The following is a 12,804-nucleotide window of genomic DNA, read 5'->3' on the forward strand; positions in this document are numbered from 1 at the left end:
ATCAGCGGAGCGCGGAGCCGCTTCCGTGCCGTGTCGGGTTGCCATCGCGATCCGACGGGGCTTCGTAACGTGCGTTCAGGGAGTGGCTGCCAATTTCAGTTCGTGCCAGGTCCCCGCGCCGAAACGCAGCAGCCCGGTCTCACCAAATCGCCACAGATGAAGCCAGCCGTGGTCGACCAATTGCCGAACCGTCGAATGCTTGTCGATCACGCGTTCGATCGATGCGCGAGGTGCGTCGATGATCACGGTCAGGCGCAATGGCTCGTGTATCCAGCGCTGGCCATCATGCAGGGACTGTTTCGAAAGACCGATGCGCAAGTCGCCACTGTTGCCTTCAAAGACGCCGATATGCCCGCCTACGACGTTGTGAAGGACCTTGTTGCCACAGCCCATGTGCGCGGGATCGCATGTCGACGCGTGGTACTGCCAATTGATCCAGTGCGCGACCAGCATCGGTGCGGTCATCAATAGTTCGAGCAGGCTGCCGTCCGCGTCTTGCGTGAAATCGTAGTCGTGCAGGAAGCAGCGACCGTCGAGCACGGCGCCGCGGCTGCGCGTGCGTGGCGCGATGATGAACGCAGCATTGCCGGCCAGCCCCCACTCGGGGCGCGTCTGAGCGCCATCGTTGGCTCGCTCGCGAAGGCAGTCCAGCAAGCGGCCGGCGTCCATCCGCGGGTCGAGGCCGACGCGCACCGCTTGCTCGCGGCGCACCTGGTCGCTCGCGTGGCCGAAGACGCCCAGCATCCGCTCCCAGCGCGCGGCGGCGACGGGGCCCAGGAGGTCGAGGTCGAAGCCTTCGATTTCGTCGGTCGTGGTGTTGTGCAGCGCCGCGACGAACGTCGTGTCGTCGGGCACGTCGATGCCCCGCTGCACGAGACCTGCGCGCACCACGCGATCGTTCAGCACCTGCGCAAGCACGCGTACGTTGACTTCCCCGCTTTGGCCGCAGCAGGCGCCGCAGTCGAGCGCCGCCGCATGCGCGTTGTTTGCGCTCTGGCTGGCATGTCCGACCAGGACGACCAGCGGGGCGAGCGATTGCGCGATGCCCATGCCATGCAGAATGCGCACGGCCAGGTCGATCTTGGCCTGATCGTCGATGCCGACGAGTGCCGGACGGCAAACGGCCTTGTAGCGGGGCGGCAGGCCGGCGAGGTCATCGCGAACGCGCGGGTTGCGCGAGGGTTTCAGCCACTGTTGCAGCTTGCCCAGATAGCCGAGCCCGGCGGCCTCGACGAACGAAAAAGATGTGCCCGGCAGCCGGGTCGCGGCAGACGCCTGGTTCGACAATGCGAAGCGCAAGCGGCGCGCCGTGCTCGCAGCCGCGCTGATTGCTCCGCCGCCTTCGCTGGAAGTGGCCGATACGGCATCGGTGACTTCGAGCGACGGTGCGAGCAGGCCGGGAAGTTGCGGGCGGCGCGCCGACGTGGCGAGCGGCGTATAAGCGACCGGCAGGCCGAAGAATCCGGCGAACCCGATCGTCTGGACCGCTGGCCAAATCGACTCAACGGCACGCCGCAACGGTTCGCTGCGAACGTCGATGCAGAACGCGGCCTGGACTTCGATCTCCTCGACCCGCGGTGCGGCATCCGGAGCCGTTCGCGGTTGACCGATCGAGCCGAGCTTGCCTGCCAGTTCGCGCTGGTAGCCGGCCTCGAAGGCCAGTTGCCACACCTCGTCGACCAGCAGCCGCGCGTGTGCGTCGGCCAGCAGTGTGGCCGAATCGCGCCAGTGGCCCTGCACGGCCGCGAACGCGCGGCGGGCCGCCGCATCGTCCTTGCAGTCGAGCAACAGCGCGCCCCACGCCAGCCGGATCGCGAGCAGATCGCGCAGGTGCTCGTCGGACTCGCCAGCCAACCGAGCTTGCCAGCCCAGGTACGCGCACCACGACGCCCAGCCGTTGACGGTCAGCAGCACGGCCTCCAGATAGTCGGGCCACACGGCTTCGGGCAGACCGAGCCGCTCGAGTACCCACGATTCGGCATCCTGACGCGTGGCGGGTAGCGCCCTGAGCGACTGACCGAGGCGCGGCAGGCCCATCAGCACGCCGATGCCGTGATCGTGTGCGATCGTGTCGCGCCAGAAGGCATAGAGGCTCCGGTCATGATGCGGTCGCCAGTCGGCCTGATGCTCGTCGAAGTAGGCCGCGCAGGTCTGGCTGACCTGGTGCGTGATCGCCTGGCGCCACGAAAGGCGTTCGTGGCGCAATGGGTCGTCGTCGAGCACATCGATCAGCAACGGCAGGCGGGGCAGGTTGAGCGGGCGCGTCAATGCGTCAATGCAGACGCGCTCGGTCAGGCCGGCCGCTTGTGCAGCTGGCAGGGCCTGCAACGCATATCGCAAATCCGCCGGCGCGATGCGCGCGGATTCCCATGCCGAACGGATCTGATCGCGCGGCGGGAACACTTGGATGTCGGCCAGCACGGCCATCCGCGCGGCAATCTCCCTGACGGGACGGCCGATGCGCTCCCAGTGTGGATTGACGGCGATGGCGCGATCGAGCGGCCAGGCCGGCGCAATCGAGCGGCATGCCGCGTCGCATGCCGCGTCGATCCGCTCGCGCGGATACCTGCAGCGGGCGTCGGCAGCGGGGTGCGCGGGACGGGCGGCATCGTTCGCCCGGGGCGCTGCATCGCGCTTCGCGCGTTGTTCGAGTGTTGCAGTGCGCATGTGATTCTCCGGATCAGCGGCTCATCGTTCGGTGAGGCCGGGCGACGTGACCGCACCCGGTCGCGGCGCGTGGGCCGCATCGTGCGGCGCCCAGCGGGCCGGCCAGACGCGCAACGCGAAGCGCGTGTAGAACTCGTCCACATAGAATCCCGCGTAGCTCCATCGCCGCCACGTCGCGAAGCGGTGCGGGCAGCCTTGCAGCGCCGCCAGGCCGACGTAGAACAGCGCCATGCCCGCGAGCGCGACCGGGCCCGCAACGTGGAACGGCGCATCAGCGACGCCGAGCGGGAGATGGTGCGCCAGCGTCGCCACCGCCGTATAGCCTGCGATCAGCGCGGTGCCGAAGCATAGGTGCGTCCATACGCGGGCGGGCTCGCCTTCTTCGGCAACCGGAATCCATAGCAGCGGCGCCCATGCAAGCGCGAGCACGCCGCTCCACCACCACGGCCAGCTTCCGGTCGGCACCAGTGTCTGCACGAGCATGACGACGATCAGGCTCGCGGCCGGCGCGAGCACCAGGCTCGGGAGCGCTGCATTACGGCGGCCGCGCATGATCTGCAGTCGCGTGTTCCGCACCGCCGACGACGCGGAAAGAAACGTGTGCGCCTTGTAGAGCGAATGGCCGATCAGATGCAGCGCAGCCAGCTGATACAGACCGAGGCCGCACTCGAGCACCATGAAGCCCATCTGCGCAACGGTGGACCATGCCAGACGCACCTTGATGCTGATGCGCGTGAGCATGACGAAGCCGGCCAGGAACGTGGTGCCGAGGCCGAATCCGACGAGCAGCCAGCGCGCGGCCGGCGCCACTGCAAGCAGCGGTGCGAAGCGCATCAGTAGGTAGCCGGCAAGATTGACGACGCCGGCATGCAGCAGCGCAGAGACCGGGGTCGGCGCTTCCATCACCTGAATCAACCAGCCATGGACCGGGAACAGCGCGGTGCGCAGGACGATCGCGAGCACCAGGCAGACTGCACTGACCTGCAACGGTGTCGACGCGCCGTGGGCCGCAATGTGTTCCCGAAGCGCGGCGAACGTGCCGCCGCCGACCTCCGCCCATGCCAGGCCAGCAGCCGCGACCAGCAACAAATCGGCCAAGCGGTCGACGATCTGCTTCTTGTGGGCTGCCAGTCGCGCAAACGGACGGTCCCGGTAAAAGCACAGCAGATCGCGCAGCGACACGCCGACGCCGGCCCATGCCGCGATCAGCAGCAGCCAGTGCCCGGACAGCAGAAGCACGTGCACCGACGCGAGCACGCCGGCGAATGCGGCGGCATAACGCGGCTGCCCCGGTTCGCCGTGCAGATAGCGCCCGGAGAACACGGCAATCACGGTCCCGAGCAGTTGCACCAGCGCGGCCATCCACGCGGCGAGCGGGGTCACTTCGATCCACGCGGTCCACGCGCCGTCATGCGCGTTGGCTGCGGGCGGCGGGGCCGTCGCCAGCACGACAGGCTGGATCAGCGCAACCAGCAACGCGATCGCCGCGAGCCGATGGAATGGTTTCCACACGGCGCGGCTGTCGTCGGGGCGAGACCCGAGCAGCGCGGCGGCTGTCGACATCAGCGCCGCGGGCGCCAATGCGCAGACGAATAAAACGACGTGGGTGACGGGCATGGCAAACATCTCGCGAAACAATGCGCGGAATGATGTTCGATGCAGATTATTCTGTAAAATATATTCTTTAGAACGAAAACATTGATAAAAGAGAACGATGCAGATCGAACATCTGAACTTTCATCACTTGTTCTACTTCTGGCGGGTGGCCCGGACCGGCCATCTGACGCAGGCGGCAGGCGAGCTTCATATTTCTCAGTCGGCACTTTCCGCGCAGATCAGGCAGCTGGAGGACCGGCTGGGCGAGGCGCTGTTCGAGCGCGAAAAGCGGCGGTTGATCCTGACGGACACGGGCCGTATGGTCTTCACGTACGCGGAAAACATTTTCGGCCTGGGGCAGGAAATGCTCGGCAGGCTGCAGGGACGCTCGGAAGGCATGCTGCGATTGCGCGTCGGCAGCGTCGCAACGGTCTCGCGCAACTATCAGGAAAACTGGATCCGTCCGCTTCTGAGCGATCCCGGCGTGACGCTCACGCTCGAGACGGGCATGCTCGACGGCCTCATCGAGCGACTGCTGCAGCATCAGCTAGACATCGTGCTGGCGAACGAGCCGCTGCCTTCCGACCCCGACCGACCGCTCCATTGCAGCTTTCTTGGCAGTCAGGCCATCTCGCTGGTGGGGCCTGCGAGCGTCTGGCGCGGCCGCAGCTTGCGCGTGCCGGACGACCTGGGCGGCGTCGACGTTGCGTTGCCGGGAGCGCGGCACGCGCTGCGGGCCCGCTTCGATGCGCTGTGCGCGTCGGCAGGTGTGAAGCCGCGGGTCAGGGCCGAGGTCGACGACATGGCGATGCTGCGACTTATCGCACGGGACAGTGGGTGGCTGACAGTGCTGCCGGAAGTGGTTGTGCAAGACGAGTTGCGGCAGGGTGTGCTCGTCAGCGTAGGACAAACGCCGGAACTTCAGGAGCACTTCTACGCGATTACCACGCCGCATCGGCATCGGATCGAACGCCTCGAGCAATTGCTGGCCGGTGTAACGCTCTCGAAGATGGAGGCGTCCGGCAGGAGTCCTGCGTCGTGATCTGGGGCGATGACGCTCCTCGCATCTCGCCCATTCACACGAGATATATAAGCGCACCTACACAGCGCTCGACCCGCTCAGAAAGCGCAATACCGCCCAGTTGAACGCGCCGGCACGGTCGAGATTTGCATGATGTCCGCCTTCGGGAAGGGTTTCGAAGCGGGCGCCCGGAATCATGGCCGCGAGCCGTTGCCCTTCGGTTGCCGGAAAAATGCTGCCATCTTCGCTTTGCAACACGAGCGTTTCGCTGCGTATGAGATTCAGTCGTCTCCTGACGTCGTAGTTCGCGATCCCGATGCAAAGGCGGGCGAGCTGCGCGGAATCGGTCGTTGCCGCACGAGCATGGCCGATTTGATACGCGATTTCACCGTCTTCCGACTGAGCGAATTCGGTGCTCACCATCTGCGGCCACATTTCCTCGAACCACCGGGTTGCGTCATCGTCGCGCGCGAAACCGCATTTCCACAACTCGAAGCGGCGGACGAAATCGTCGTCGACGAGGTTCGAGAAGCCGTTGCAGACGACCAGCTTGCCGACGCGGGCGGGTGCATCGAGCGCGATCGTCAAGGCGATCGCGCTACCGAGCGAGATGCCGACGAGGGCGGCACTTTCGAGGCCAAGGTGATCCAGGAGAAACTGCACGCCGCCGGCAAGTTCCCTCACGTCAAGCGTGCGCTGCGGATACGACGACGCACCGTGCCCCGGCAGATCCGGAACGATCACGCGATAACCCGCTTGACGGAGAAACGGCATTTGCCGTGCCCATGCGAGACCGCAGCTGCCCAGATCGTGAATCAATATGATCGGTTGGCCGCTGCCGACGTCCGCATAATAAAGATCGTGGTCACTGAATGATAGTTTTGCCATCTGCCTGCTCCACTGCTGCCCCGACGTGTGCTTCCGAACTATCTTAATATTGAGATATATTGGCTGCAAGTTGAGCAACCAAGCCCCCATCGAATGCGAGGATATTCATGATGGTTCCTGGCCCGGAAGATCACGTTGACCTCGTCGTCGCGCAGTGGCGCGACGAGCGACCTGAACTCGATGTCGCGTCGATGGAGGTGTTCGGACGTTTGGCGCGACTGGCAAAGCATTGCGAGCGGGCGCGGACCGAAGCGTTGGCGCCGTTTGGCTTCAAGGAGGGCGAATTCGACGTTCTGGCCACGCTTCGCCGGGCGGGCGCACCATACGAACTGTCGCCCACGCAGCTATACCGATCCCTGATGCTTTCGTCGGGCGCGATCACCAACCGCCTGATGCGGCTCGAGCAGGCCGGCCTCGTCGAGCGAATTCCAAATCCGCAAGACGGAAGGGGAATGGCCGTGCGATTGACTCGCGAGGGGCTCGCGCTGATCGACAGGGCGGTGAATGTGCACGTCGACACGCTGAATCTGTTGCTCGGCGGGCTGGATCGGGACGACCGCACGACCCTTGCGTCGCTCCTGAAGCGTGCGCTTCTCGCGCTACCGGGCGAAGCGCTCATGCCTGACGGCGCACGGTGGGAGCGCGGGGAGCGGATGTGACATACCGAAGGTCGATGGGTTTAAGATAAAGACCGAAAAAAATGATGCCGGCGACAACAATAACGATAAGGAAATATCGTGCTTAACAGTAATGTATTACGCCAACTCGATCTTCAGGACGTGATGGTATTTCTGTGTCTGTACGAACATAAAAGCGCGCGCCGCACCGCCGAAGTCCTGAGCATCAGCCAGCCGACAGTCAGCTATTGCCTGAAACGCTTGCGCAATTGCTTTCACGACGTGCTCTTCGACGTCGATCGCGGCAGCCTCGTCGCGACGGCCAAGGCCGAGGCTATCGAGCCGTATTTGCGAAACGTGATCGACGCGGTGAACCACTGCGCCGACATGGATGACGACCAGGTGGCCGCAACGTCGCGCCGCGTGATGCGCGTATGCGCGCCGGAGTACTTCGAGCTGCTGCTGTTGCCGGGAGTGCTCGAGTCGTTCATGAAGCGCGGCCGTGAAACCTCGCTGATCGTCGATCGCCTCGGCCGCGAGCTGCCGGTAGAACGGCTGCTGGCCGGAGAACTCGATTTCGCGATCGGCTTCGGTCCCGGCTACCATCGGCTGCATCCCGACCTGCAATGGGAGTCGGTGCTCTCCGACACGTTCGTGTGTCTGACCGCGTCGCGCAAGCTCGCACAGTCGACGCGCGTCTCGCTCGACGAATTCTGCGACATGGAGCACGTGTTCCCGACGCCCTGGGTATCCGAGCGCAACATGATCGACGGCTGGCTCGAAAAGCTCGGCCGCTCGCGCAGCATCGTCGCGCGCGCCAACACGTATCAGGCCTGCCTGAACATCGTCGCGCGGCTGCCGGTCGCGCTGACGCTGCCGCGGCGCCTGATCCAGCATCTGTCGATTCCGGCGAACGTACAGATCTGCGAAGTGCCGCTCGGCTTCCCGACCTTCACGCTGGACGTGATCTGGTCGACGCCGATGGAAAAGAATCCCGACATCCGCACCATGCGCAGCCTCTTCAAGGATCTCGCGAGCGCCAACGCGTTCGAGCCGGCGGAATTGCCGCGCGCGTAGCCGCGATCGAGCCGCACCGTCCGGCGATCGGTGCGGTTTATTGCCAGTGCGGAACCAAAGCCGGGCTTCCTTTCAGTCGCCTGAACAAATTCACATCCACCATTTAATTTTTAAAACGGTGCGCCCTGCCGTGTCGGTAGATTAGTCAGTGTTCGACGAGGCCGTGATTCGAACACAAAACTAACCATACTGAGAGGCAACCATGATGGATGTTGTTGATGTAGTCGCTGCGAGGGTTCAACACAAACCGTTACCGCGTTTCGGCTTCGAGTTGATCGAAAGCCTCGAAGCCGGTCAAAAGGCGATCGACCTGGTCGATACCGATCAGTTGTACCAGCAACTCGCCCATTCGGGTGTCGTGATCTTTCGCAATTTCGCCGATACGCTCGACGATTTCAACCGCTTCGTCAGCCAGCATTCGGCGCGCGTCACATTCGATCCGGCGCGCAAGACCTCGACGGAAAACACCGCCGAAATCGATGCCGGCGAGCTTGAAATGGGCCTGCACCGTGAAAACGGCAACCTGCCGTTCACGCCTGACCTGCAATGGTTCTACTGCCTCGAGCCGGCTCGCGTCGGCTCCGAAACGACGATCTGCGACGGGCAGCGCGTGCTGCAGGAACTGACGCCGGCCGTGCGCCGTCTGTTCGAGCAACGCCAGATCAAGTATTCGCGCCGCATTCCCTGGCCGAACGTGCAACGCTTCCTGAGCGTCGAACTCCAGCTGCCGTTGCACGAAGTGAACGACTCGCACCTCGAGGTCGTCAACCAGCGCGTTCGCGGCCAGCACTATCGCCGGCTCGACGAGTTTCTCGTGTCGTCCGAACGTGTGACCGATGCGATCACCGTCAGCTGCTTCTCCGGCCGTCGCGCGTTCTGCAACTCGCTGCTCGGGCCGAGCGTGAACTACGAGCCGCCGCTGATCACGTGGGCCGACGGTAGCGACATCGATTTCGAAGTGTGGGACGAGATCAAGGACGTGACCGCCCGCTATACGTACGACCTGTTCTGGAACAAGGGCGACATCGTCGTGATCGACAACAGTCGCGTGATGCACGGCCGCCGCCGCCTCGCGGACACGGGACGCCGCATCTTCGGTGCGCAAAGCTATCGCAAGGGAGCAATCGCATGATCAGCGCACTTGTCGAACGTCATTTTGCCGAAGCGCCGAACCGCATCGTCGTGCGGGAGATGGACGGCCGCGAATACTCGCTCGACCAACTGCGCGCCGACGTCGCGCGGATCGGCGGCAAGCTGGAGGAGGTGTACGGCGATTGCAGCGGTCTCGTGTTCGGTATTGCCGCGCGCTCCAGCTACACATGGGTGGCGACGATGCTCGCGATCTTGCGCGTGAAGGCGGTGCTGCTGCCGGTGCCGATCGAGTTTTCCGACGAGCAGATCGGCAGCCTGCTGCACAAGGCCACCGCGATCTTCGCGCAGGATGCGCAAACGGCCGCACGCATCGGTTCGATCCTGCCGGGCATCTCGTGCATCAACGCCGCGAGCGACGAATGGCCCGCAGCGGGTGCACCCACCGGGGAGCGGATCGAGCCGGGCATCTGCGGGATCATCCATACGTCCGGTACGACGTCGAAGCCGAAGGGCGTGAAGATCCGCGACGAGGCGGTCGGGCTGCTCGTGACGAACGTGCTGAAGCGCGTGCCGGCCGGCCCGCTCGACTACCTGTCGATCGTGCCGATGAGCCTGCTGATCGAACAGGTCCTCGGCGTGTTCCTGCCGGTGCTGTCGGGCGGCTCGCTGACGCTGATGCCCGCGCACTACGCGGAGTACGGCGCACGCAGCGGCAATGCGCGCGAATACCTGGACCTGATCGCCCGCGTCGATCCGAACTTCCTGTACTTGCCGCCGAAGCTGCTCGAGGAGGCCGATACCCTGCTGGAGTCGACCGGTACGACGCAACTGTTCGGCCGCCGCAATCCGCATATCATCACGGGCGGCGCGAAGATTCCGGCCACCGTGCTCGAATCGTTGGACAAGCGCGGCGTGCAGGTGTACGAAGCGTACGGTCTCAGCGAGAACAGCTCGATCATCTCGCTGAACTATCCGGGGCAGCGCCGCATCGGTTCCGCCGGGACGTTCCTCGACGGCATCGAGCCGGTGATCGTCGACGGCGAGCTGCGCGTGCGCACACCGACGCTCTGCGCGGGCTACTACAACTCGGACGATACGTCGTGCGAGCTCACCGACGGCTACCTGCATACCGGCGACCTCGCCGAGATCGTCGATGGCTTCCTGTACATCACCGGCCGCAAGAAGCACGTGATCATCCTGTCGACGGCGCGCAACATCTCGCCGGAGTGGGTGGAGACGGTTTACAAGGAAAGCGCGCTGATCGACGACATCGTGGTGTTCGGCGAAGGGCGCGAAGAGCCGGCGGCGATCGTGCTGTCCACGCACGACGAAGCGGCGGTGCGCGACGAGATGGCGCGGCTCGAACCGCGGCTCGCGGATTTCGCGCGGGTGCGGCGCGTCCGGGTCGTGACCGACATCGAGCGCTTCCGCACGGATTACTACACGGTCACCGGGCGGCCGCGCCGCCAGCTGATCGAGCGTGACCACGCGGCGTCGCTTTACTGACCGGGGAGCCGAACGTGCAGATCGTACGGACCTTTCACCCGGGCCAGGACGCCTATCGCGAGATTCAGCTCGCGGTCTCGCAGCACTACTATCAGGCGCACGGCGCGCGTCCGGAGCCTCGCCCGGACCAGTTCTGGTGTCTGACCGACCGCAACAGAACCTTGCCCGGATACGCGTGCCTGGGGCTCAGCTGGGGCGACAGCGCGCGGCTGTTCTCGGAGCATTACCTCGACGAATCGCTGACGAGCCTGTATGGGCTGTCGCGTGCGGAGCTGATCGAGCTCGGGCAGTTCTCGTCGTTCGGCCAGAAGGGCGCCGGGCGCTACCTGATGGCGAGCGTGTTCCGCACACTGGCCCAGCACCACTACCGGTACGTGCTGATGACCGCGACGGAGCGGGTGCGCTACATCGTGCAGTCGTTGCAAATCGCCTATGACGATCTGGGCCGCGCGTGCGTGAGCCGGGTGCGTGACCGGCATGTCGACTGGGGCACGTACTACGACAACTCGCCGCGCGTCATCATGGTGAGGATCGACGACATGGCCAGACGCAACGATTTGCCGATGTGGAGCCCGCTCGCCGATCCGCCCTCGGCCCGCATGCCGCCGAGACAGGTCGAATGCACCGCCAACGGTCATTGATCCCGACAGGCCGCACGCACTCGCGTCGGCCTGTCCCGTCATTTCAGGAACGTCCCCATGTCCAACTCAAACAGATATGAAAACTTCCTCGTGTTCCTGGCGCCGCTGATCAATAGCGTCGGCGGGATCGCGATCGATCTCTATGCGCCGAGCATCCCGGCCATCGGTCGCGAACTCGACGTCATGCCGAGCATGATGCAGAACACGATCACGATCACGCTCGTGTTCTATGCGATCGGCCAGCTCGGGTTCGGCATACTGGCCGATTGGTGGGGCAGACGCCCGTCGATACTCTTCGGCCTCGTGCTGTTCATCGCCGGCAGTGCGCTGGCGGTCGTCGCGCCTTCGTTCGAGGTGCTGATGGCGGGACGCGCGATTCAGGGCTTCGCGATCGGCTCATGCCAGGTCGTCGCGCGCGCCGTGCTGGTCGACCGGCTGAAGGGCGACCGCTTCCGCGTCGCGATCGTCTACCTCAGCCTCGCGTTCGGGTTGGGCCCCGTGATCGCGCCGTATGTGGGCGGACACGTGCAGGAGTGGGCCGGCTGGCGCTGGAACTTCGTCGTGTATTGCGGCTACGGGCTCGTCGTGCTGTCGTTTGCGTTCGCGGGCCTGCGCGAGACGCTGCGTCCGGAGTTGCGGCGCACGCCGCGGCAAACCATTGCGGGCTATCGCGAGATCCTGTCTGATCCGCACTTCCAGTCGGCTGTCGCGATGCTCGGGATGAGCTTCTCGGCGTTCCTGATGTGGAACGTGATCGGGCCGTACATCGTGCAAATCCGCCTCGGGCATTCCGCGGCCTACTTCGGCTCGACCGCGCTCGGCGTCGGCTTGTGCTACCTCGGCGGCACGACGCTGAACCGGAGCCTGATCCGCCGCTACAGCGGCGAGCAGCTCATGCGCGGCGGCATCGCGACCTTTGCGCTCGGGGTGGCCTGCGTGGCGTCGAGCGGCGTCGAGCTGAACCTGGTGACCGCCCTCGGCGGAATCATGCTGATCGCGTTTGCGCAGGGCTTCATCTTCTCCAACGCGATGGCGCGCTCGATGGCGCTGTTCCCGGGCCGCGCCGGCGCCGCAGCCAGTCTGCAAGGGTGCCTGATGCTGGCGCTCGGTTCCATCGTGTCGGGGGTCGTCAGCGCGCTGCCCATGGAGACGAACGCGACGATTGCGATCATGTTCGCATGTCTGCTGGGCGTGACCATGATCGGCTTCCGGCACCTGCATCGCCGGCATCCGCAGGTGGCGCGATGAAGGCCGCCGTCGCGCTCGCGCTGCGGCTCGTACTCGGCGCGTTCTGGAGCTGGGCGGGCTTGACGAAGATCGTCGGGCACTTCGACGCAGGCCCCTTTCTGACGGCTGCCGTGTCGCGCTCCGCGGCAGCGCCCGAAGCCGTGCGGCTCGCGCTGACCAGCGCGATCGTGCACGTCGCGCTTCCGCACGTCGTCGCGGTGAATCTGATCGTGCCCTGGCTCGAGCTGGCTGCGGGGCTGTCGATCCTGCTCGGCATCGCGATCGCGTGGGGTATTGCAGGCGTGGCGGCGATGTCGGTGCTGTTCCTCATGTGCGGGGCGGTCGGCACCAATCCGTTGTTGCTGTTCGGCGCCGTCCTGTTGGCCATGTCATACCCGTATGCGCGCGCATGGACCCTTCATGCGCCGCGAGCGCCTGCCACCACCATCTGAACCGGTGGCGGGCGTTGCTT

The 12,804-nt window shown here is 65.0% G+C and carries 11 protein-coding genes; 8 read left to right on the forward strand and 3 right to left on the reverse strand.

What is annotated here, in order from left to right:
* Nucleotides 1–75 precede the first annotated feature (75 nt).
* Together WS51_RS30020 and WS51_RS30025 are read right to left on the reverse strand one after the other, a co-directional pair.
* A complete protein-coding gene (locus WS51_RS30020; RefSeq protein WP_059540547.1) occupies nt 76–2,667 on the reverse strand; it encodes a YbcC family protein in 2,592 nt (863 codons plus the stop codon).
* 21 nt (nt 2,668–2,688) lie between these two features.
* On the reverse strand, nt 2,689–4,293 hold the full coding sequence (locus WS51_RS30025; RefSeq protein WP_414016561.1) for an NADH-quinone oxidoreductase subunit L: 1,605 nt from the start codon (nt 4,291–4,293) through the stop codon (nt 2,689–2,691).
* 88 nt (nt 4,294–4,381) lie between these two features.
* Here WS51_RS30025 and WS51_RS30030 point away from each other — a divergent pair, with 88 nt between their 5' ends.
* A complete protein-coding gene (locus tag WS51_RS30030) occupies nt 4,382–5,305 on the forward strand; it encodes a LysR family transcriptional regulator (RefSeq protein ID WP_059540549.1) in 924 nt (307 codons plus the stop codon).
* Nucleotides 5,306–5,362: 57 nt separating this feature from the next.
* Here WS51_RS30030 and WS51_RS30035 read toward each other — a convergent pair whose 3' ends face one another.
* Nucleotides 5,363–6,250 carry an alpha/beta fold hydrolase gene (locus tag WS51_RS30035; RefSeq protein ID WP_236872414.1) on the reverse strand — a complete coding sequence of 296 codons (888 nt, stop codon included), beginning with the start codon at nt 6,248–6,250 and terminating at the stop codon, nt 5,363–5,365.
* A 29-nt stretch (nt 6,251–6,279) separates the two neighbouring features.
* Here WS51_RS30035 and WS51_RS30040 point away from each other — a divergent pair, with 29 nt between their 5' ends.
* The 7 genes from WS51_RS30040 to WS51_RS30070 all read left to right on the forward strand — a co-directional run bounded on the left by WS51_RS30040 (nt 6,280) and on the right by WS51_RS30070 (nt 12,784).
* Nucleotides 6,280–6,831 carry a MarR family winged helix-turn-helix transcriptional regulator gene (locus WS51_RS30040; protein WP_069230329.1) on the forward strand — a complete coding sequence of 184 codons (552 nt, stop codon included), beginning with the start codon at nt 6,280–6,282 and terminating at the stop codon, nt 6,829–6,831.
* A 78-nt stretch (nt 6,832–6,909) separates the two neighbouring features.
* Nucleotides 6,910–7,866 (forward strand): LysR family transcriptional regulator, encoded by a 957-nt coding sequence (locus WS51_RS30045; RefSeq protein WP_059450100.1) that lies wholly within the window; start codon nt 6,910–6,912, stop codon nt 7,864–7,866.
* Nucleotides 7,867–8,137: 271 nt separating this feature from the next.
* Entirely contained in the window at nt 8,138–8,998 is an 861-nt protein-coding gene (locus WS51_RS30050) for a TauD/TfdA family dioxygenase (RefSeq protein ID WP_230938223.1), read from the forward strand.
* Nucleotides 8,995–10,464 carry an AMP-binding protein gene (locus WS51_RS30055; RefSeq protein WP_059506225.1) on the forward strand — a complete coding sequence of 490 codons (1,470 nt, stop codon included), beginning with the start codon at nt 8,995–8,997 and terminating at the stop codon, nt 10,462–10,464. The genes WS51_RS30050 and WS51_RS30055 overlap by 4 nt, the downstream gene beginning before the upstream one ends.
* 14 nt (nt 10,465–10,478) lie before the next feature.
* Nucleotides 10,479–11,105: a thermostable hemolysin gene (locus WS51_RS30060; RefSeq protein WP_059450097.1), complete on the forward strand. Its 627-nt coding sequence runs from the start codon at nt 10,479–10,481 to the stop codon at nt 11,103–11,105.
* 57 nt (nt 11,106–11,162) lie between these two features.
* Complete coding sequence (locus tag WS51_RS30065; RefSeq protein WP_059506221.1) at nt 11,163–12,353, forward strand: multidrug effflux MFS transporter; 1,191 nt, start codon at nt 11,163–11,165, stop codon at nt 12,351–12,353.
* A complete protein-coding gene (locus WS51_RS30070; protein ID WP_059540552.1) occupies nt 12,350–12,784 on the forward strand; it encodes a hypothetical protein in 435 nt (144 codons plus the stop codon). Before WS51_RS30065 ends, WS51_RS30070 begins: the two co-directional genes overlap by 4 nt.
* Nucleotides 12,785–12,804 lie beyond the last annotated feature (20 nt).

This window comes from Burkholderia territorii (assembly GCF_001718335.1).
GTDB classification, from domain to species: Bacteria; Pseudomonadota; Gammaproteobacteria; order Burkholderiales; family Burkholderiaceae; genus Burkholderia; species Burkholderia territorii.

Coding starts and splice junctions, on each gene's coding strand:
- WS51_RS30020 (WP_059540547.1), bottom strand. CDS start 2,667: ATGCGCACTGCAACACTCGAACAACGCGCGAAGCGCGATGCAGCGCCC.
- WS51_RS30025 (WP_414016561.1), bottom strand. CDS start 4,293: ATGTTTGCCATGCCCGTCACCCACGTCGTTTTATTCGTCTGCGCATTG.
- WS51_RS30030 (WP_059540549.1), top strand. CDS start 4,382: ATGCAGATCGAACATCTGAACTTTCATCACTTGTTCTACTTCTGGCGG.
- WS51_RS30040 (WP_069230329.1), top strand. CDS start 6,280: ATGATGGTTCCTGGCCCGGAAGATCACGTTGACCTCGTCGTCGCGCAG.
- WS51_RS30055 (WP_059506225.1), top strand. CDS start 8,995: ATGATCAGCGCACTTGTCGAACGTCATTTTGCCGAAGCGCCGAACCGC.
- WS51_RS30065 (WP_059506221.1), top strand. CDS start 11,163: ATGTCCAACTCAAACAGATATGAAAACTTCCTCGTGTTCCTGGCGCCG.
- WS51_RS30070 (WP_059540552.1), top strand. CDS start 12,350: ATGAAGGCCGCCGTCGCGCTCGCGCTGCGGCTCGTACTCGGCGCGTTC.